Below are 20,552 nucleotides of genomic sequence, written 5' to 3' on the forward strand. Positions count from 1 at the left end.
TTAGTGGCGCAGCTTGTAGCCGGCCTGGATCAGGCGCAGCGCCAGCGCGGCCAGCAGCGCGAAGCAGCCCGCCACCACGCCGGCCGACAGCCAGGGGCTGACGTCGGCCTGGCCGAAGAAGCCGTAGCGGAAGCCGTCGATCATGTAGAACACCGGGTTGGCGTGCGACACGGCGTACCAGAACGGCGGCAGGCTGTGAATGGAGTAGAACACGCCGGACAGGAAGGTCAGCGGCATGATCAGGAAATTCTGGAACGCGGCCAGCTGGTCGAATTTTTCCGCCCAGATGCCGGCGATCACGCCCAGTGTGCCCAGCACGCCGCATCCCAGCATGGCGAACAGCAGCGCCCACAGCGGCTGCGCCGGCAAGGGCAGGCCGAACCAGGCGGTCACCAGCAGCACGCCGGCGCCGACGGCCAGGCCGCGCACCACGGACGCCAGCAGGTAGGCGAGGAAGAATTCGGCCGAGGTCAGCGGCGGCAGCAGCAGGAACACGATGTTGCCGGTGATCTTGGACTGGATCAGGCTGGAGGAGCTGTTGGCGAAGGCGTTCTGCGCCATCGACATCATGGCCAGGCCGGGAATCAGGAAGGCGGTGTAGCTGACGCCGGGATAGGCTTCGACATGGCTGGACATCACATGGGCGAAGATCAGCTGGTACATCAGCGCGGTCAGCACCGGCGCGGCGACGGTCTGGAACGCCACCTTCCAGAAGCGCACCAGCTCCTTCTTGAACAGGGTGAGGAAACCTATCATGCCGCGCCTCCATTCATCATCTTGACGAACACGCTTTCCAGATCGGTCTCCACCACGTTCAGCTCGCGCACCTCCACGCCGGCCAGGCGTAGCTCGGCCAGCACGCTTTCCAGCTCGGATAGGTCAGCCAATTGCAATACCGCGCGGCCATCCTCGTCGCGCAGCTTGCACGGCGCCAGGCTTGCCGGCAGCGCGCCGGACAGCTTGACCGCCACTTCGCGGCGCGCGCTGTGGGCCAGCAGCTTGTCCTTGTTTTCCAGCGCGATCAGCCTGCCCTTCTTCAGCATGGCGATGCGGCCGCACAAGGCCTCGGCCTCTTCCAGATAATGCGTCGTCAGCACGATGGTATGGCCGGCCTGGTTCAGCTCCTGCACGAACACCCACAGGCTCTGCCGCAGCTCGACGTCGACGCCGGCGGTCGGCTCGTCCAGCACCATCACCGGGGGGCGATGCACCAGCGCCTGCGCCACCATCACCCGCCGCTTCATGCCGCCGGACAGGGCGCGCATATTGCTGTCGGCCTTGTCGGACAGGCCGAGCTTGAACAACAGCTCGTCGATCCAGTCGTCGTTGCGCGCCAGGCCGAAGTAGCCGGACTGGAAGCGCAGCGTTTCGCGCACCGACAGGAAGGGGTCGAACACCAGCTCCTGCGGCACCACGCCCAGCGCGCGGCGCGCCTGCTTGAAGTCGCGCATCACGTCGTGGCCCATGACGCGGATACTGCCGCTGTCCGGGCGCGCCAAGCCGGCTAACGCCGAGATCAGCGTGGTCTTGCCGGCGCCGTTGGGGCCGAGCAGCGCGAAGAACTCGCCGGGCTGGACGGTGAAGCTCACCCGGTCCAGCGCCTGCAGCTGGCCGTAGCGCTTGCTGACGGCCTCGATTTCGATAGCGTGGGGCATGAAAACCATGACGCCACCAAGGCGATGGCCAAGGGGCCGAGTCCGCGCTAGTGGCTTGAGAAAAAAGCGCAATTATAGCGCCGGCGCGCGCTCAAGTGGTAAGTTGTTCCATGACTTCCGGCTTGAAAATGCCGCGGTACAAATATTGCAACAAACGGCTGGCCGCCACCGTGGCGTCCGGCCCCGGCTGCTCGATCACCAGGCGGTTCATCAGGCCGTCGTGCAGCGACTGCAACACTGTCGCCGCCTCTTCCGGTTCGACGCAGCCATAGGTCTGGCCCTGTTCCTTCGCCGCCTGCACCACTTGGCGCAGCAAGCCCCTGGCCTCATGCATATGGGCCACGCATTCTTCGTGGATGGGCTCCAGTTCGCCCACATGCTCGCTGCGCAGAAACAGGATCAACAGGATGCGCCGCACCTGCGGATTCTGTTCGATCAAGGTCAGCAGCCGGTGGCTGTGCTCCCACAGCGCCCGCGCCGGATCGCTGCCGGCGCTGAGCAGCAACTGCTCGCGCATATCGTCGAACGACGGGGCCACCCGGTCCAGCATGGCCCGATACAGATCCAGTTTGTTTTGAAAATGCCAATACACCGCGCCGCGGGTCAGCCCGGCGGCGGCGGCGATATCCGCCAGCGTGGTGCGCGATACGCCGCGCTCGCTGAACAGCCGCTCCGCGGCGTCCAGCAGCTGCTGCCGCGTCTGCTCCGCCTCTTCGCGTGTCTTTCGTGCCATGTCTGGATACTTTGCTAGAACTAGTACTAATTAATGAATTTTAACGCCCTATGCCTGTCGATATCGCGAGTCTTTTACATATCGGGACACTTCTTCATTTTACATACAGACGCGCATGTATGTAAAATGATCGATCTTGGGACAGGCTTCCCCATTCCCGGGTCCCAATACAATGTATTAATGTAACTACTATCCGCTTCTGGATTTCTGAAGGATTCGAAACCATGCAAGGAATGACGCTTCTTCCACGCGCAGCGCAAGGCCTGCTGCTGGGGGTGCTAGCTGCCAGCCTGGCGGCCTGCGGCCAAAAACCGGAGGCCAATGGCCCCGGCGCCATGCCTCCGGTGCCGGTGGCCGTAATCAAGGTGCAACCGGCCGATGTGCCGGTTTCATATGAATTTGTCGGCCAGGCCGCCGGCTCGCGCGAAGTGGAAGTGCGCGCCCGCGTCGGCGGCATCCTGCAGAAGCGTTCCTACACCGAGGGCAAGCCGGTGAAGGCGGGCGACTTGCTGTTCCAGATCGATCCGGAACCGTTCAAGGCGGCGCTGGACCAGGCCAAGGGCAATCTGCAAGTGCAGCAGGCGCAGTTGCTGCGCACCAAGCAGGATTACGAGCGCATCCTGCCGCTATTCAAGGAAAACGCCGTCAGCCAGAAGGACCGCGACGACGCCGTGGCCGCCTACAACGCCGCCAAGGCCTCGGTCGCCGCCGCGCAGGCGCAGGTGGAACAGGCGCAGATCAATCTGGGCTACACCCGCGTCACCGCGCCGATTTCCGGCATCACCAGCCAGGAAGCGCGTTCCGAAGGCAGCCTGGTAGCCACCACGGCCGACGCCAGCCTGCTGACCAAGGTGTCGCAGCTGGACCCGATCTACGTCAACTTCAGTATGTCCGACAGCGACATGCTGGGCCTGCGCAAAATGCAGCACGCCGGCAAGCTGAAGCTGGCCAACGGCGGCGGTTTCGAAGTGTTGCTGAAGCTTGCCGACGGCAGCACGTACGGCAAGACCGGCCATCTGAACTTCACCGACAGCCTGGTCGACACCAATACCGGCACCATCCGTTCCCGCGCCACCTTCGCCAACCCGCAAGGCAGCATCCTGCCGGGCCAATTCGTGCGCGTGCAGCTGAACGGCGCGGTGCGCACCCAGGCCATCACCGTGCCGCAGCGCGCGGTGCTGACCACCCAGCAGGGCAAGATGGTGTGGGTGGTGGGCGACGACGGCAAGGTCGCGCCGCGTCCCATCGTGACTTCGCAGGAAGTGGGCCTGAACGTGCTGGTCGAACAGGGCCTGAAGTCCGGCGACCAAGTCGCGGTGGACAACATCATCAAGCTGCGCCCCGGCGCCGCGGTCAAGCCGCATCCGTACCAGGCCGACGCCAGCGCGCCCGCCGCCGCGGCCAAGCAGTAATCGCAAGGGGAACCTGACTCATGTTTTCCGCTTTTTTCATCCGGCGACCGATCTTCGCCAGCGTGATCTCCATCGTGATCATGCTGGCGGGTCTGGCCGCCATCAAGGCGCTGCCGATCGAGCAGTACCCTGAAATCGTGCCGCCGGTGGTCAGCGTCAACGCCAGCTATCCGGGCGCCTCCGCCGAAGTGATCGCCAACACCGTGGCCGCGCCGCTGGAGCAAGCGATCAACGGCGTGGACGACATGCTGTACGTGCAGTCCAGCAGCGCCAGCAACGGTTCGCTGACGCTGTCGGTGTCGTTCAAGATCGGCACCAATCCGGACCAGGCGACCATCAACGTCAACAACCGCGTGCAATCGGTGCTGTCGCAGCTGCCGGAGGAAGTGCGGCGCCAGGGCGTCAATGTGCGCAAGAAGTCCACCGCCATTCTGCAGGTGATTTCGCTGTTCTCGCCGAACAATAGCCGCGACACGCTGTTCATCAGCAACTACGCGCTGTTGAACATCATCGACGAGCTCAAGCGCATCCCCGGCGTGGGCGACGTGGTCAACTTCGCCGGCCAGGACTACTCGATGCGGATCTGGCTGAAGCCGGACAAACTGGCGCAGCTGAAGCTGACGCCGAGCGACATCGCGTCCACCATCCGCGAGCAGAACTCGCAGTTCGCCGCCGGCAAGCTGGGCGCCGAACCGACGCCGCAGAAGCTGGACTTCACCTACACCGTGACCACCAAGGGCCGCCTGTCCGAGCCGGAGGAGTTCGAGAACATCATCGTGCGCGCCAATCCGGACGGCTCGTCGGTGAAGCTGAAGGACGTGGCCCGCGTCGAGCTGGGCGCGCTGTCCTATGACTTCCACGGCAAGCACAACGGCAAGGCCACCATCCCGATCGGCATCTTCCTGGCCCCGGGCGCCAACCAGCTCGCCACCGCGCAAGCCGTGGAAACCGAGATGAAGCGCCTGTCGGCCAACTTCCCGGACGGCATGTCCTACGGCATTCCGTACGACACCACCAAGTTCGTGGAAGTGTCGATCAAGGAGGTGTACAACACGCTGGCCGAGGCCATGGTGCTGGTATTCCTGGTGGTGTTCCTGTTCCTGCAGAACTGGCGCGCCACGCTGATTCCCTGCCTGGCCGTGCCGGTGTCCATCATCGGCACCTTCGCCGGCATGTATATGTTTGGCTTCACCATCAACACGCTGACGCTGTTCGGCCTGGTGCTGGCCATCGGCATCGTGGTGGACGACGCCATCGTGGTGCTGGAGAACGTCGAGCGCCTGATGACGCAGGAAGGCCTGTCGCCGCGCGAAGCCAGCTTCAAGGCGATGCAGGAAGTGTCCGGCGCGCTGGTGGCCATCGTGCTGGTGCTGTGCTCGGTATTCATCCCGGTGGCCTTCCTCGGCGGCATCGCCGGCCAGATGTACAAGCAGTTCGCCATGACCATCGCGGTGTCGGTGGTGATTTCCGGCATCGTGGCGCTGACGCTGACTCCGGCCCTGTGCGCGCTGATCCTGAAGTCCGAACACCAGCACTCGAACCGTTTCTTCGAATGGTTCAACCGCTGGTTCGACAGCCTGACCAGCCGCTACGCCGGCGGCGTGGCCTTCATCAACAAGCGCGCGGTGCTGGCCATCCTGGTGTTCGGCGGCCTGATCGCGCTGTCCGCCGGCCTGTTCCGCATCATTCCGTCCAGCCTGGCGCCGGACGAGGACCAGGGCTATGTGCTGGCCGCCGCCTTCCTGCCGGACGGCGCGTCCTTGCAGCGCACGGCCGCCACCATGGACAAGCTGGACGCCATGATGGAAAGCAATCCGGCGGTGAAGGACCGCATGAGCTTCGCCGGCTTCGACATCTTGTCCGGCTCCAACAAAACCAACTCCGGCGTGTCCTTCATCACGCTGAAGCCGTGGGATGAGCGCAAATCGCCGCAACTGTCGTCGATGGCGGTGGTGAAGGACATCTTCGGCAAGGGCATGATAGGCGTCACCGACGGCATGGTGCTGGCGTTCAACCCGCCGCCGATCTCCGGCATGTCCAACACCGGCGGCTTTGAAGCCTATGTGCAGGACCGCGCCGGCGGCAACTCGGTGGCACTGGGCGAAATCACCAAGAAACTGGTAGCCGCCGCCGCCAAGCGACCGGAGCTGAAGGGGGTGCAGACCACTTTCTCCGCCAGCGTGCCGCAAGTCTTCGTCCAGCTGGACCGCAACAAGGCCAAGGCGCTGGGGGTGCCGATCAACAGCGTGTTCGACACCATGCAGAGCACCTTTGGCGCGCTGTACGTGAACGACTTCAACAAGTTCGGCCGCACCTTCCGCGTGCAGCTGCAGTCGGAAGCGCCGTTCCGCACCAAGGTGGACGACCTGCGCAATGTCTACGTGCGCTCGCAGACCGGCCAGATGATCCCGCTGACCGCGCTGGTGAACATCCAGCAAACCACCGGCCCGGAAATCCTGGAACGCTTCAACGTGTTCCCGGCCTCCAAGGTGGTGGGCGGCCCGGCGCCGGGCTATAGCTCGGGCCAGGCGCTGGCGGCGCTGGAAGAGGTGGCCAAGGAAACGCTGCCGGAGGGCTATACCCTGGCCTGGACCGGCTCGGCCTTCCAGGAGAAGTCCACCAGCGGCTCGTCCGCCCTGGTGTTCGGCTTCGGCATGATCATGGTGTTCCTGATCCTGGCGGCGCAGTATGAGCGCTGGAGCCTGCCGATCTCGGTGCTGATGGCGGTGCCGTTCGCCGTGTTCGGCGCGCTGATGGCCAACTGGCTGCGCGGCCTGGCCAACGATGTGTACTTCCAGGTGGCGCTGGTGACGCTGATCGGCCTGTCGGCCAAGAACGCCATCCTGATCGTGGAGTTCGCGGTGCAGAAGATGGAAGAAGGCTTCAGCGCGATGGACGCGGCGCTGGAAGCCGCCCGCCTGCGCTTCCGCCCCATCGTGATGACTTCGCTGGCCTTCGTGCTGGGTTGCGTGCCGCTGGCGATTTCCAGCGGCGCCGGCTCCGCCAGCCGCCACTCCATCGGCACCGGCGTGATCGGCGGCATGCTGTCCGCCACCTTCATCGCCACCTTCTTCATTCCGCTGTTCTTCATCCTGATCATGAAGCTCGGCAAGCAGAAAACGCCTCAGGCCAAGGCCGAGGCAGGAGGAAACGCAGATGCTTAAGCGCGCCCTGATTCCCGTCGCCGTCGCGCTGGCGCTGTCGGCCTGCGCGGTCGGCCCCGACTACAGCCGGCCCAAGGTTGAGCTGCCGGCCGCCCAGGCCGGCGCCGACGCCCCGGCGGTCAGCACCGACTGGTGGAAACAGTTCGACGACCCGGTGCTGAACCAGCTGATCGACGAAGCGGTGAAGAGCAACGCCGACCTGCAGCTGGCCGCCGCCCGCGCCGAGCAGGCCGCCGCCCAGGCCGGCATCGCCCGCGCGGCGCTGCTGCCCTCGCTGGGCGCCAACGCCGGCTACCAGAGCGGCCGCAGCTCCACCGAAACCGCCACGCGCGGCGCGCCGCTGGTCAACGACGTCCGCAACGCCAACCTGACAGCGGCCTGGGAAATCGATCTGTGGGGCAAGTTGCGCCGCAGCAATGAAGCGGCCCGCGCCAACTACGCGGCCAGCCGCTACGACCGCGACGCCGCCCAGCTGGCGCTGACCGCCCAGGTGGCGCAAACCTACTTCCAGTTGCGGGCGCTGGACGCCCAGTTGGACATCGCCAAGCGCACGCTGCAAAGCCGCGAGGAATCGCTGCGCCTGCAGACCAAGCGCTTCCAGGGCGGCCTGATCTCCGAGCTGGAGCAGCGCCAGGCCGAAGCCGAGGCCGCTTCGGCCCGCGCCTCGGTGCCGCAGATCGCCCGCTCGCTGGAGCAGACCGAAACGGCGCTGGGCGTGCTGCTGGGCCACAGCCCGAAACAGCTGGTGGCCGGCAACCTGTCCCGCGGCAAGGACATCAACAGCCTGGCCAGCCCGCCGGACGTGCCGGCCAATCTGCCGTCCAGCCTGCTGGAGCGCCGGCCGGACGTGGCCTCCAGCGAGCAGCAGCTGATCGCCGCCAACGCCCGCATCGGCGTGGCCAAGGCCGCTTACTTTCCCAGCATCAGCCTGACCGGCGCGCTGGGTTCGCAGAGCCTGTCGCTGGACAGCCTGTTCACCAGCGCCACCCGCACCTGGAGCTTCGCCGGCAACGCCGCCGCGCCCATCTTCAACTTCGGCGCCACCGGCTACAACGTGGACGCCGCCAGCGCCGGCCAGAAGCAAGCCCTGGCGCAGTACCAGAAGGCCGTGCAATCGGCATTCAAGGACGCGCTGGACGCCCTGGCCGCCAACAGCAGCGCCCGCGAAGTGCTGCAGGCGCAAACCACCCAGCTCAGCGCGCTGAACCGCACGCTGAAACTGGCCGGCCTGCGCTATGACAACGGCTACGCCAGCTATCTGGACGTGCTGGACGCGCAGCGCAACAGCTTCCAGTCCGAGCTCAACCTGGTCAACGCCAAGCTGGACAGGCTGAACACCACCATAGCCGTGTATAAGGCGCTGGGCGGGGGGTGGGAAGCCGCCAAGCCTTAAGCTGTCTCGTTGTCGCCATCCATGCAAAAGCCCATCCGAAATGGATGGGCTTTTGTTATGGAAGTCCACGCTTATTGAATTGAGCCTGACTCGGTCAAAACAGAGACTTTCAGATCAAGTCTGAACTTCTACATATTTTCAAACATAACTAATTTCTCAACAAATCATTTTATTTAATCACCCGCCTCTCCTATATTGATTCTGAACCATACCACTCGAAACAGTAGTCATTGCATCCAAATAAATATCAAATTGCTTCCGGCTATCGGTAAAAACTAGGTTATTTGTTTCAGAGCAATACGCGGCCATTTTTGCAGGATACGAGGTGATAATGTCATAGCTTCTTGCGCCCAACAGCCAAACCACTAGCTGACTATTTATCGGATCACCTTTTGCCAAAAAATTATAATCCGCAATAGGTGGCAGCTTGTATTTATCCGAAACCACATAATTATACTCGACAGGATAAAGAATACCTGGCACTAACCGTCCGTCCCTTCCCGATGCACTGAGCGGCATCCCCCCCCACTCTCCAGACATGCCTCGGAGATAAAAATACATACATCCATTAAACTCCCCATATTTATCTAGATCATAATGAGTATATCTTGAGATATGTATATCTCCCAACATCCTAAAAGGTAAGTCAATTACTACAGGATACCAGTGATCTGCAGAACCACTCACATAGAGTGTCGATCGGGAGATATTAGCAAATTGCTTAACTGCATTCGCCTGCCATGTATCGACCTTCGCGGAGACCACTTGTATATCCGCCTTACTTGCGCCATCGGCAATACCATACCCTGCTAATGTATTGGCTTTGTCCGCCTTGCCTGATAGCGCTGTCGTCATTTGAGAAAGCGGTACCGCATGTGCCGACTGATAGGCAGGTGCCACATTGAAAATTTGATTGCTCGAACCACCCAGCGCTGCTGCATCGGCAATGCCATATCCAGCCAATGTATTTGCCCTATCCGCCTTCCCTGACAGTTGCCTGGTGATGGTGGCTGCGTAATTGTTGTCATTACCAAGCGCCGCTGCTAGCTCCTGCAAAGTGTTCAATGCGCCCGGCGCGCCGGCCACCACGCCGTCGATGGCGGTTTTTAGGTCTGTCTTGCTTGCGCCATCGGTAATGCCGTATCCCGCCAGCGTAGTCGCCTTATCGGCCTTGCCCGCCAGCTTGCCATCTACTGTCGCCGAGTACTTGGGATCGTTATTGATCGCTGCCGCCAGTTCCTGCAGCGTATTCAGATTGGCCGGCGCATTGCTTACCAGCCCGTTCACCGCGCTCTGCAGATCGCTCTTGCTGGCGCCATCGGCAATCCCATAACCCGCCAACGTGGTCGGCTTGCCGGACGCGATCTTGCTCCAGTCCAGCGCCGGCACGTCATCCGGGACGATGGCGCGGGCGGCGGTGACGCGGCCTTTGGCGTCCACCGTCACCTGGCCGTAACTGCCGGCCGTCACCCCGCTATTGCTCAGCGTCATCGCGGCGCTGACATTGCCACCGGCGTCGAAAGTCACGTTCCAGCTGCCGTCGCCGGTCATGGCGATGTTGCGCGGGGTTTTCAGGCGATCGGCGTACTCGGCCGTCAGCGCGCCGGAAACCAGATCATCGATCTGCTTTTTCAGGAACACGGTGCGGTTGGCCAGCTGCTTGGCTTGCAGATTATCGATGCCGTCCGGCCCGCCCAGCACCGGATCGGAAGTTTCCAGTTGGTAGATGCCCGCCTCCCAGGCGGGTTTTTCTTGCAGATTGGCCATTAGGCGCTCCCTCGGTTGAATTGACGATTACGGCGAATGGCGCCGTTGTGGCGGTTGGCCACGGCTTGGTATTCCAGGCTGGCCAGCACGCTGCGGGCTGGCGCGTACAGCGCCAGCATGCGGCGCAGCTGGGCGGCCTGGTCGTTGGTGATGGGCTTGCCGAGCACGACCCGATACTGGTTCCAGGTGCGGGGATCGCCGTGCACGTAATAGCCGTTGCGGCGGATGGCGCCATTGCGGCGCTGGCCGGCCAGGCCTTCGATCAGCACGGCTTCGCCCAGGCCCAGGCGGCGGATCACTTCGCGGATGGCCCACGGCGTGCCCTTGTGGCGGTGCAGCTCATTGGCGCTGTGCAGCAGCGCGCGCTTGGCGTCGTTGGACTCGGCCAGCTGCCAGCCCTCTTCGCCGCCGATATGGAATTGGTCGGCCAGAAAGGGCAACAGATCCGGCTGCACGGTATCGATCAGATTGACCAGAAAGGGCGTCAGATCAATGTCGCGGACGCGTTCGGTCAGCCCAGACAGCGGGCCGAAGCGCGCGTCCCGCGCCAGGATGGAAGGAACGGAATCGGTCATCTCAGCCTCCCGCGCGGCGTCCGCGCACTGAAGCCGGTATGCAAGGTCATGAAGCGCCTCCTTGACGACAGGGATGGAATGGACCGCCTGCACGGCCCGGAATGGAAACCTACAGAAATGACTGCGGGGTTATTTGCGCTCGGCCTGCATGGACAGACGCAGCACGGCCAGTGAGCGGAAGATGCAACGCATGCAAGGGGCCGGTACGGTGGACGACTCTGCCGCACGCGGCGCATCGGAAGGGTTTGGAGAATCGAAGGGAAGGACCAACGCGGAAAAAATGGACATGGTGAAGGCTCCTCGAAGGAGAAAGGGGGACGCTGCCGAAGCACGGCGGGCTAAAGAAGGAGATGGGATAGGCAGGCAGCAGACACGCAAAAGAACTCGCGAATGGATAGGGTGGAATGCGGAAGCAATGACAGAAAATATGAGGACGACAGATGAGACGAGATGGCGGAATATGTCAGGAAAACAATGCGGAGGGAGAAGCCGCCGGGCTTCGAGCGAAGCCCGGCATATTAAGAAGCAATCAATCTAACAATGCAGGTCAAATCGTGGGTACTGAGTGGCACCTCAGAAGAATAATAACTTTCGCTCCACCATCCTGAAAATATCTAGGAGAGAATTACGGCTTGATTGTCTGCAAAAGGTTTTGATCGGGGTTGGGGCCATTACTCCATGCGCGGCATGCATCAATAAACGTCCCCATCTTGCTCTTATCTGCGTCAGTTCCGGCGCGCAGAATATTGAGCTGCTGCCAAACCGGATAATAGCGCTCGATATGGCTTTCGCAGCTTGCACGAAACAATGCATTTTGCATTCCCTGCTGTTCTTGCTTGGCGAGAGCTGCACTATCGTAGCCCTGTGTCAAATCAGTCATGCTTTTCTCCTTAGAGGTTTGGAAAGGCCGGTTTCACTTGAGAGGCAAAATTGGCGGCTGGCTTAGCATGCGGGTCGGAATAACGGGCAGTGATTCCCAAATATTCATCCGCTCCACAGCTCGAACTACAAACCAGCATCAAGGCATATTTTTTATCATTACCGTCATTGCCGATTTGCTTGACCGCAAATGGAACAGGCGCGCCAGTCAGAGGCAAAGGTATGATATTGCTGGAATTAGTGGCATCCGATGTGAACAGGCTGACTCTATCTTCGCCATTGGAGAATTTCCGCGCGATGCCACCAATACCGTCATGCCAGTACGTGCCTCGTAGCTCCAGATACTCGTAGTAGGCCGCATACCCCATGCCCCGGTGAGCCTTGTGAACATTCACTTCGAAAAAGGAGCCTTCCGCCGCTCCGGCAGTAAACTCTAACAGCTGCACGTAAGTCGGTCCCATTGGAGCAGTTGTGCAAGCAGGCCACCCCCCAGTTTCAATATGCAGATTGCGCTTGAACTGATAGATGCCCCCTACTTTGGCGACTTCTACGCCGTTAATGACTTCCACCATGCCATTTTTCCACGCCTCCAGCTCCGCAGTCTTCGCCGCCACCTTGGCGTCGATATCCGCCTGCTTGCTCGATACAACGCCGGTCAGATTGTTCGATGCCGTCACCAGGGCGGCTACCTGTTGCTCCAGACTCATGGTTTCTCCTTCACTTGGGATTCAAAACGGTGTGTTGCAGGGTCAGGCATTGCAGCTGGATCAGCGCTGCCGCCTGCGCGGTGGCTAACTCGGCCAGGTCATCGCGGTATTGCTGGCCGCGCTGATCGAGGGTTAACAAAGCAGCGTCGTGGCCGTTCAGGCGGCTGTCGTGGCTGGCCAGCCGCTGCTCAGCCTGATCCTGACGGGCTTGCTGCTGCCGCAGCGCGTCATCGCGTTTGAGCCCGCGCGTCATTTCCTCTATCTGCGCCGCCCCCAGGCTGGCCAGCTCCTCGCCCAATGCCAGATTCAGGCCGGCGCCGGTGGACTGCACGGTGACGCTGTCGGCCGGCACGCCGGACAGAGCCAGGTCGTAGGCCAGCAGCAGCTGCATGCCGGCCTGTTTGTAGGCGAGGACTTGCTGCGGGTCGGACCAGATGGCCAGCGGCTGGCCGCCTTCCAGAATGAAGGCCACCTCGCGTATCCAGAACTCCTTGTCGTCGTCGGCCAGCGCGGTCAGGTGCAGCTGGCGCGGCCCCACGCTCTGGCCATCGGCGATGGGATAACGGGCGATCTCATGTTTCAGCGCGGTCTGGCCAACGTCCGGCGTGTAGCCGGCATCGCCCAGCGCGACATGGGTGATCCGGAGCTGGACGCCGTCGCGGCTGGCCAGCTGGATGGCGGCCAAGCCACCATCTAGGATCAGGGGAACAAGCGGGTTACTGCTCATCTGCTAGCCTCCATTTTGGCGCGCGCCACAGCCCGCGGCTTCACCGCGTTGGCCAGGCGCAAGATCGAGAAAACCGGTTTGGCCGGCGCCGGGCGGCATGCCGCGTCCAGCCGCCGCAACTGCCGGCCCTGCACCGCGCCGGCCCAGCGCAGCGGTTGCGCAAAGGCCGCGCCCAGCTTCAGCCGATAGGCGCTGCGCGCCGGCTTGACCTGCTCCACCATCCGCCGCAGCCGGCCGTACAGCTCCGGATTCAGCGCCACGCGGTCGGCCATCAGATTGGCGTTGGCCCAGGCAGTCAGCTCGAAGGTGTAGCGCGGAGCCGGCGGTTGCTGTTGCCACCACTCGCTGACATCCACCGCCACGTCCAGCAGCCGGAACACTTCCTGCAAAGCCCAGCGCGTGCCCTTGTAGCGGTGCAGCTCGATGGCGCGCTTGATCAGCTCGCGGCGCTGCCGCGCGTTGCGGGCCAGCAGCCAACCTTCGTCGTTGCCAAGGTGGAATTGCTGCGCCAGCTGCGGCAACAGCTCCTCTTTGACGCTGTCCACCAGGTACACCAGCAGCTCGGTGGCGTCGAAGCGGCCCTGCGTGGCCGGATCGGCTTCGGCGCGCGGCATGCCCAGACGGCGCGCCAGCTCAGCCAGCGCGGCGAAGCGCGCGTCGCCGGCCAGCACGCTCGGGACGATGGCGGCGTCAGCCATTGGCCTGCTCCTTCTGGTCCACGCTGATGCCGTCCGCGCCGTTGACGCAGTGCGCCCAGCCGTGGGCCGGCACCTGCTGGATGGCCGTCGGCTGCTGCAGGTCCACCTGATAGACGCCCGGCACCGACAGCACGGCGATCAGCTGCGACGGCACGATGTCCTGCCCCAGCTGGGCCTGCTGCTGCTTTTGATACGCCAGCAGCGCGTCCTTGGCCCGCTGCTTGGTCTGCTGCGCGTCCACGCCCGGATACAGCTTGAGCATGGCCACCACCTGGTAGGAGAACTCCACCGGCTTCAAAACGCTCACCTTGTCGGTCAAGGGGCGCACGCGGTCCGCACTGCAGGTGTCGTTCACCGCCTTCAAGATGGCGTCGCTGGGCAGGCCATCCGCCACCAGCGGGTACAGCCGCACCTCGCCCGGCGGCACCTGATCGGCCGGCGGCACACCCACAGATTGCGAGCTGGCGCTGACCACCGCGACATCGACGATGCTTTGATTGGCGCGCAGGGCGTGGTGGCGATAGGCGGCGGCGCTGCCGGCCACGCTGAACGATTCCGGCGCCAGCCGGATGCGCTGCCGCAGCCGCTCGTCGTCCTCGGCGTCGGCGCCGCCGGCGCTGACGTCCACATTGGCCACCGTCACTTTCACGCCCAGATCGTCCACCAGCTGGCTGATCTCGCCCGGCTGATAGCCGTTGCCGGCCTGGCCCGGCAGCTGCGCCACCACGTCCAGCACCACGCTGGACGCCTCCGGCGCCACCACTTGCTGCGCCACGGTCTGGAAGCGGAAGTCGCTGCGGCCGGCCACCTGGGTTTGCGCCGGAATGATCACCTGCTGTTTGCGATCCGGCATGAAGCTGAACTGCACCTTGCAGCGCGCCGGCTGCGCCGGCAGCCGGGCCACCCCCACCAGCTCGCCCAGATAATCCAACATCGGCGCGCGGGCGAAGGCCACCAGGTTTTGCCGGCCGGCATCGTTGAAAGCGGCGCGGGTCACGCTCTCGCGGTAGGCGATCAGGTCGATCAGCAGCCGTTCCACCTGGCCCGGATACACGGTCTTGCCGGACTTGTTCTGGTAGGCGGTGATCAGTTCGCTGACGATCTGCTGCGGATCGTCGTCGATAAACTTGGGAAGATCGGTCGTGCTCTGGGTCATGGTTGTTATCCTTGGTCGGGGCCGGCCGTCACAGCCGCAGTTCGGTTTCGCGGATCACGCCGTCGGCCAGCTTCCACTGCGCGGTCAGATGGGCGCTGCCGTCGGTATCGATGCTGAACAGCACCCGCTGCAGCTGGATGCGCGGCTCGCCGTACAGCGGATGGCTGATCGCCGCCACCGCCTCGCGCACCACATGCGGCCGGGCGCGGTCGGCCGGGTAGTCCAGGTAGCGGAACAGATCGCTGCCGAACTCCGGCCGCAGCGGATCGCTGCCCTTGGGCGTGCCCAGGATGATGCGCAGCGCCTGATGGATGTCGTCCAGGTTCTCCACAATGTCCGGCGCGTCGGCGGCGAGCGTCTGGCCGCGGGGCTGAAGCGCCGGCTGCCAATGCAGGGATGAGATGTCGGTTAGCTGTGTCATGGCGTCATGGTGCCAAACCGCCGCGGCGGAGGCTTTTAAAGGGCGTTAGAAAAGGAATTGAAGCCGCGCGGCTGCACGGTGACGGTTTCGCGACATAGCTGGCCGGCGGCCCAGCGCAAGGGAATCTGGCCGCTCAGCGCGGTCTGGCGAAATGGATAGACCGTCGCCCGCTCCATCGCCCCCGCCGCCGTCGCCGGATGCCAGGCACTCCGCTGGCTCAGTTGCCGCTCGCGGTAGGGATAGACCGTGGCCAGCTCGCCGCCCGCGGCAGCGGATGCCAGCACCGGCGTCTGCTCATGGCGGGAGAAACGCAGGCTCAGGCCCTCCAGCTGCGAGCGGGCGTTGCCGTACTGCTCCAGCATGCGCCGCAGCGCGTGGTAGGTCGGCTCGGCCAGCCCGTTGGCAGACAGATCGAGGTCGATGCGGAAGCGGTACGGCTCGCCCTGGTACTCGAACCATTCGCTGATCCGGCCGTTGACGCCCAGCGTGGCCAGCACCTGGCGCAAGGCCCAGCGTGTGCCCTTGCTGCGGTGCAAGGCGATGGCCTGCTTGATCAGCTCGCGCCGTTGCGACTCGGTCCGCGCCAGCAGCCAGCCCTCGTCGCCGGCCACGTGCAGCTGCTCAGCCAGCGCCGGCAGCCACTCGGCCTGCACGCTGTCTATCAGGTAAACCAGAAACGGCGGCAGCGCGATCCGCTGGAAGCGCCGGCTCAGCTCGGCCAGCGGCGACAGCCGGCCATCGCCCGCCAGGATGTTGGGGGTGGTGTCGGTCATGGGAGGACTCTGCGGGCGCCGGCCTGGCCATAAAGCGGCGGCTCACGCCGGCGGGGGAGAAAAGGCGCGCTGCGCGCCCCTGGGATCAACGAGAGAACAGCTTCAGCGGCGCGCGCCACAGGCTGGTTTTGGCTGCAGCCTCAGCCGGAATGGCGCCAGCCTGCGGCGCGCCCGTCGCCAGCGCCTGCAAAGCGGCCAGCGCGCTGTCTGCGGCGGTCTGGACAGCATCCAGACTCGTCGCGCTGCGCACCGCCTCCTTGGCTTTCAGTCGGATGGCGCGGATGGCCGCCTGCGCCTGTTCCGCCGCCATGGCCTTGGCCAGGATGCCATCGGCCGCGTCCTTGCCGCTCAAGCCCTTGGCGTCCGCCCAGGCCTGCACGCCGGCCGGCGCGTCGCCCTTGTAGCCGGCGTCTTTATACGCCTGGGCCTCGGCGGCGGCGCGTTGGTACTCCAGCGCGCGCAGCTCGTTGCCGGCATACGTCTGGCTGGCGGCGTCGGCGGCGGCATCCAGGCGGATGCACATTTCATCTTTGGACTGAGCCGATCTCAAAGCCTGTTTATCCTCAGAAAACTGCCAGTTCGCGCCATCCCAGACATGATCGGGGCTTGGTTGCGCCGGACGCAGCTCGCCATCATATGCCAGCAAGTCTTGTATGATTCTCATCGTACAACCTCCCAAGTAATCAAAGCATTGACGCAATTGGCAAAGCTGATGGCCAAACCAGAGTCATAATCGGCTTGCAAAAGGTTCTTAGTCGCCTCTGCCATCAAGTGTTCATCACCATTGGCGCCAGTCAAATCACCGATCTGATGTTCCAACTGCAGCACCTGCCACATAGACTTGCCCGTGACATGCTCAAATATGCCCGTACTAGTTGATACCGTAGCATCACCCACAACATTGCTTGAGGTCAGGACTCCGCTTGTATTGGCGGTCCAATTTAAAGAACTACCAGTTACATAGCTACTACCATTCGGACCACTGGGAGCTGCATACCAATATGCATATCCAGTCCACCCTGCGGAACCATGCACCACGGAAGATATGGCTGATGAATGAGGGGTCACAATGCCAGTGGAGATATGCCCTGCTCGCATAAATGGATCGAATGGCAAGTAAACTGTGCCGTTGCCATTCATCGTTGCCGACCAACTATTGTCGCCTCGGTTGATTACCCGTTGCACAATCGGCGCGGAGCCCGGTGCGCCGGTCAACACACGGGCAAGACAAATATCCAGCGCCGTAGAGTAAAAACCGCCGCCGCTGCCGCCATTGGGACTGCCTTTCAGGCCATCCGGCTTGGCGTCATTCAATTGCCCGCGCTGAACATAGATCGTCAAACCGCCAGCCCCGACCTGCGCGCGCAGGTAATATTCGGCGTTGGTTTGCAATACTGGACTACTCCACGCTGAAGTGACAAACGAGCGGACGCGGCCATTTTGTCCCACGAACACCTCCTGCCCCAAGGACAGTGTCACGCCCGCAGGTATCGAAATGGCACCACCTTGCCCGGCTACCGTTGTGGCAGTTACCGTCATCCTGTTGTCCGGCGTGCAAATTACAGGCAAAGGCAAGGCTGGCAATGGCAGTGCCAGATCCGCGCTCAAACCGTAATCATCGACAGACGATGGGTTATTGCCACCCACCACCAAGCCGCGCGCATTAACGGTGACGCTACGGTAAGTGCCCGCCGCCACCCCGGTATTGCCGCCCAGCATGGCGAAGCTCAGCGGCGTTGTGCCGAGCGCAATCGGTGACGGTGTCGTCAATTGCCAAATCGCCCCGCCGTTGACCGCCCCCTGTTCCACCGCCACAAACAGGCCCGGCGTCACTTCCATGCTGGCGTTGGCGTCCACGCTGCGGCCCCAGTTTCCGGCAGAGGCGATGTAGATGCCGTTGTCGGCGCCATTGGCCTGGTTCTTAACCAAGACCCTGTCGCCGGCTTGCAGCGCCACGCCGTCCACGGTTTGCAGGCCGGCAAGCGCGATGGCGGCCGTGGTGGCGGCGCGCACGGATGGCTTGCCGTCCAGCTTGGCCAGTTCCTCGGCGATGCGCTGGTCTACCGTGGCGCGGGTGGCGAGGACTACGCTGGGGTCCACCTGCAGCGTTACCGCCGCGGCATTGGACACCTCCATGATCAGCCGCACGTACAGCTGCTTGTTGGCGCCGTCGGCCAGGACCGGCTTGTAGCTTTCCGGGAATTTGCCGACGGCGATCAGCGCGCCGGCGGCGTCGAACACGCCCACTTCGCGGATGGTGAAGCCGCCCACCTCGTCCGGAATCACCAGCTCGGCGATGATCCAGTTGGGATTTTGCGGATCGGTGGACAGATTGTTCAGCGGCGCGCGCCACACTTCATGCTTCAGCGCGGCCTGCGCTTCGCTGGGCGTGTAGTAGCCGCCGTTGTCGCCGTCGCCCACCGCCATATGGGTGAGCTTGAGCGGCGCGCCGCCGGTGGCGGCAGCCGCCAGCTTGTTCTTGCCGACGGCGGTGAGGAGAGTGAAAAAGTCGTTGCTCATAGGGTTTCCATTGAGAAGGAAAAGAATCAATGCCGCCGCGGCTTACAGCGGCGGGCTGGTCGGGCCGTGCGCGCCCATGTGGTTGTGCCCCACCAGGCTCTTGCCGCTGGCGACCACATCGCCGCTGACGCTGACGCTGCCGCTCACCGTGGCTCCGCCGCCGCCGGACACCGCCATGCCGCCCTGGCCGGTGATCGCGCCCTTCACCGTCAGCGTGCCGCTGATCTCGGTGGCCGGCGCGTTGATGCTGACCTTGCTTCCCGCTTTGACGGTGACCGTCTGGCCGCCGTCTATGGTGACGCTGGAAGCCGCCTTGATCAGCACGTCGGCCTGGGTGTCCACCACCACATGCTTGACCCCGCCATTGACGGTCAGCTGGTTCTGCTGCCGGTCGTACTCCAGCACCGCGCCGTCGCCGAAGCGGCGCTGCCATTTGTCGGCGCTTTTCACCGGCACCGCGTCCTGCTCGGAATAGATGGCGCCCAGCACCACGCCGTCCTCGCCGCGCGCGTCCAGCAGCACCGCCACCTGCTCGCCGATGTCCGGCAGCCAGTAGTCCTTGTCTTTCAGGGTTTTGCGGCTCAATACCGGCAGCCAGGCGGTCAGCAGTTGGCCCAGCTCCGGCAGCCGCACCCGCACGCGCTGGGTGTCCGGGTCTTGCTCCGCCACGCTGCCGAACTTCAATGTCGCCAGCGCGTCGGGCAACGATACGTCGTTCATGCCGCCCCCTTGTCCGCGGGCGCCGCCCGCTTCAGTTCCAGTTCACACAGATAGCCCTCCTGCCGCGACAGCCGGTGACGGGCCTGCTCGATCAGGTAACGGCCGGACAGCTTGCCGAAGCCGGACAGGTCAACATTGCGGCCGGCGGCCAGCTGCGGCGCGCCGTCCACGGTGATGTACATGGAGGTGCGCGCCAGCTGGCGTTTCTCCATCTCCGCCTTGGCCTGCAGCTCGGCCTGCAGTTTGCCGCCGGACTTGCGCGTCAGTTTCACCACATCGGCGCTGCTGGCCTTGCCGCCGGGGGCGCGCGCGTCCGCCGCGGCCCGCGCCGTCTGCAGCGCGCGCTTGTTCGGGTCGTGGTAGCTCACCTCCACCGCGCTGGGCACTTGCGACAGCTGATCGCGCGCGCGCCAGCTGATCAGGTCGGCCGGGGTGTAGCGCTTCACGCTGGCGGAATCGATCAGGTCGCCGCGCTTCCAGAACACCAGCTTGCGGTTGTTGTCGATCACCTTGCAGATGTAGCCGTAGTGGCTGGCCACCCGCTGCAGGAAGGCCAGGTCGGTTTCGTGGTATTGGGTGAGCCGGTCGATGTCCACGCCGTCGATCTTGCCCTGCAGCGTCATGCCGTTGCGGCGGGCGATGCGCTGCGCCAGGTCTTGCAGCGTCAGCTTGTCGTAGGCCTGGCCCTGGCGGGTGCGCAGCGGATGCTGCACCCCGGTGGCCAGCGCGCGGATGCGGACCACGGACGGTGGCGCGCTGTACTCCACCTCGTCGATGTCGAAACTGCCCAGCGCCGCCAGCGCCGCGCCGCGGTAGCCCAGCTTGAAATCCAGCGTGGCCCCCTTGTCCGGGTACCAGCCGTTCAGCCAGCGGCCGTCGCTGTCTTCCAGCTCCACTTCCAACTCGTCCGATTCGCCGCTCAGGTGGTCGGTGTAGCTGATGTTCAACGCGTAGCGGGCGATGTCGGCGGTGATGGACTGCCCGTTGTAAGCCAGCTCGAACACCGGCGTCGCCACGTCCTGTATGCGGCTGTCCATCATGGCCGCCTCCAGGGCGGCAGCTGGTCGACGGCGGCGCTGTCCTGCGCCTCCAGCAGCGGAATGGCCAGTTGCAGGCCGGCCGGCAGCGTCTCGCTGATCGGCGCCTGCGGGTTGGCGGCGATCAGCATCACCATCTGCCCCACGTCGCCGTAGTACTGCCAGGCGATGTGATCCCAGCGATCGCCTTCCTTGCAGGTATGCTTGAGAAACAT

Annotated in this window: 20 protein-coding genes; 3 read left to right on the top strand and 17 right to left on the bottom strand. The window is 63.7% G+C overall.

The genetic code is table 11. From position 1 onward, the window contains the following. The 3 genes from QUG01_RS13815 to QUG01_RS13825 all read right to left on the bottom strand — a co-directional run bounded on the left by QUG01_RS13815 (position 1) and on the right by QUG01_RS13825 (position 2,388). Entirely contained in the window at positions 1–756 is a 756-nt protein-coding gene (locus QUG01_RS13815; protein ID WP_199154427.1) for an ABC transporter permease, read from the bottom strand. Continuing rightward, positions 753–1,655, bottom strand: a complete 903-nt coding sequence (locus tag QUG01_RS13820; protein ID WP_500830643.1) for an ABC transporter ATP-binding protein — start codon at positions 1,653–1,655, stop codon at positions 753–755. The genes QUG01_RS13815 and QUG01_RS13820 overlap by 4 nt, the downstream gene beginning before the upstream one ends. Before the next feature lie 91 nt (positions 1,656–1,746). Beyond that, positions 1,747–2,388: a TetR family transcriptional regulator gene (locus QUG01_RS13825; RefSeq protein ID WP_500830644.1), complete on the bottom strand. Its 642-nt coding sequence runs from the start codon at positions 2,386–2,388 to the stop codon at positions 1,747–1,749. A gap of 224 nt (positions 2,389–2,612) precedes the next feature. Between QUG01_RS13825 and QUG01_RS13830 the strand changes: the two genes are divergently transcribed. Genes QUG01_RS13830 through QUG01_RS13840 form a run of 3 tightly spaced genes read left to right on the top strand, consistent with a single transcriptional unit; the run spans position 2,613 to position 8,357 of the window. Continuing rightward, positions 2,613–3,800, top strand: a complete 1,188-nt coding sequence (locus tag QUG01_RS13830) for an efflux RND transporter periplasmic adaptor subunit (protein WP_500830645.1) — start codon at positions 2,613–2,615, stop codon at positions 3,798–3,800. Between the two features lie 20 nt (positions 3,801–3,820). After that, the gene (locus QUG01_RS13835) at positions 3,821–6,964 is read left to right on the top strand and encodes an efflux RND transporter permease subunit (protein WP_500830646.1); all 3,144 of its coding nucleotides are present in this window, start codon (positions 3,821–3,823) and stop codon (positions 6,962–6,964) included. Continuing rightward, entirely contained in the window at positions 6,957–8,357 is a 1,401-nt protein-coding gene (locus QUG01_RS13840) for an efflux transporter outer membrane subunit (RefSeq protein WP_500830647.1), read from the top strand. The genes QUG01_RS13835 and QUG01_RS13840 overlap by 8 nt, the downstream gene beginning before the upstream one ends. 177 nt (positions 8,358–8,534) lie before the next feature. On the opposite strand, the gene QUG01_RS13845 is transcribed toward QUG01_RS13840, so the two are convergent. From QUG01_RS13845 to QUG01_RS13910, 14 genes are all read right to left on the bottom strand, one after another. Further along, positions 8,535–10,124 carry a hypothetical protein gene (locus QUG01_RS13845; protein ID WP_500830648.1) on the bottom strand — a complete coding sequence of 530 codons (1,590 nt, stop codon included), beginning with the start codon at positions 10,122–10,124 and terminating at the stop codon, positions 8,535–8,537. Continuing rightward, positions 10,124–10,699: a phage tail protein gene (locus QUG01_RS13850; protein ID WP_500830649.1), complete on the bottom strand. Its 576-nt coding sequence runs from the start codon at positions 10,697–10,699 to the stop codon at positions 10,124–10,126. The genes QUG01_RS13845 and QUG01_RS13850 overlap by 1 nt, the downstream gene beginning before the upstream one ends. 625 nt (positions 10,700–11,324) lie before the next feature. Continuing rightward, positions 11,325–11,579 (bottom strand): hypothetical protein, encoded by a 255-nt coding sequence (locus QUG01_RS13855; RefSeq protein ID WP_500830650.1) that lies wholly within the window; start codon positions 11,577–11,579, stop codon positions 11,325–11,327. A 10-nt stretch (positions 11,580–11,589) separates the two neighbouring features. Then, positions 11,590–12,285 (bottom strand): hypothetical protein, encoded by a 696-nt coding sequence (locus QUG01_RS13860; RefSeq protein WP_500830651.1) that lies wholly within the window; start codon positions 12,283–12,285, stop codon positions 11,590–11,592. 10 nt (positions 12,286–12,295) lie between these two features. Next, a complete protein-coding gene (locus QUG01_RS13865; protein ID WP_500830652.1) occupies positions 12,296–13,012 on the bottom strand; it encodes a phage tail-collar fiber domain-containing protein in 717 nt (238 codons plus the stop codon). Beyond that, entirely contained in the window at positions 13,009–13,710 is a 702-nt protein-coding gene (locus QUG01_RS13870; protein ID WP_500830653.1) for a phage tail protein I, read from the bottom strand. The genes QUG01_RS13865 and QUG01_RS13870 overlap by 4 nt, the downstream gene beginning before the upstream one ends. Then, complete coding sequence (locus QUG01_RS13875; RefSeq protein WP_500830654.1) at positions 13,703–14,866, bottom strand: baseplate assembly protein; 1,164 nt, start codon at positions 14,864–14,866, stop codon at positions 13,703–13,705. Before QUG01_RS13875 ends, QUG01_RS13870 begins: the two co-directional genes overlap by 8 nt. Positions 14,867–14,894: 28 nt before the next feature. Further along, positions 14,895–15,287, bottom strand: coding sequence for a GPW/gp25 family protein (locus tag QUG01_RS13880; protein ID WP_071110825.1), 393 nt, complete (start codon positions 15,285–15,287; stop codon positions 14,895–14,897). A 35-nt stretch (positions 15,288–15,322) separates the two neighbouring features. After that, positions 15,323–16,060 (bottom strand): phage tail protein I, encoded by a 738-nt coding sequence (locus QUG01_RS13885; protein WP_500830655.1) that lies wholly within the window; start codon positions 16,058–16,060, stop codon positions 15,323–15,325. Between the two features lie 85 nt (positions 16,061–16,145). Beyond that, on the bottom strand, positions 16,146–16,724 hold the full coding sequence (locus tag QUG01_RS13890) for a hypothetical protein (RefSeq protein WP_500830656.1): 579 nt from the start codon (positions 16,722–16,724) through the stop codon (positions 16,146–16,148). Then, the gene (locus QUG01_RS13895) at positions 16,721–18,580 is read right to left on the bottom strand and encodes a phage tail protein (RefSeq protein WP_500830657.1); all 1,860 of its coding nucleotides are present in this window, start codon (positions 18,578–18,580) and stop codon (positions 16,721–16,723) included. The genes QUG01_RS13890 and QUG01_RS13895 overlap by 4 nt, the downstream gene beginning before the upstream one ends. Positions 18,581–18,622: 42 nt before the next feature. Then, positions 18,623–19,300, bottom strand: a complete 678-nt coding sequence (locus QUG01_RS13900) for a phage baseplate assembly protein V (protein ID WP_500830658.1) — start codon at positions 19,298–19,300, stop codon at positions 18,623–18,625. Beyond that, entirely contained in the window at positions 19,297–20,340 is a 1,044-nt protein-coding gene (locus QUG01_RS13905; RefSeq protein WP_500830659.1) for a phage late control D family protein, read from the bottom strand. The genes QUG01_RS13900 and QUG01_RS13905 overlap by 4 nt, the downstream gene beginning before the upstream one ends. After that, the gene (locus QUG01_RS13910; RefSeq protein ID WP_083341074.1) at positions 20,337–20,552 is read right to left on the bottom strand and encodes a tail protein X; all 216 of its coding nucleotides are present in this window, start codon (positions 20,550–20,552) and stop codon (positions 20,337–20,339) included. The genes QUG01_RS13905 and QUG01_RS13910 overlap by 4 nt, the downstream gene beginning before the upstream one ends.

It is taken from the genome of Chromobacterium sp. CCUG 76385 (assembly GCF_059916625.1).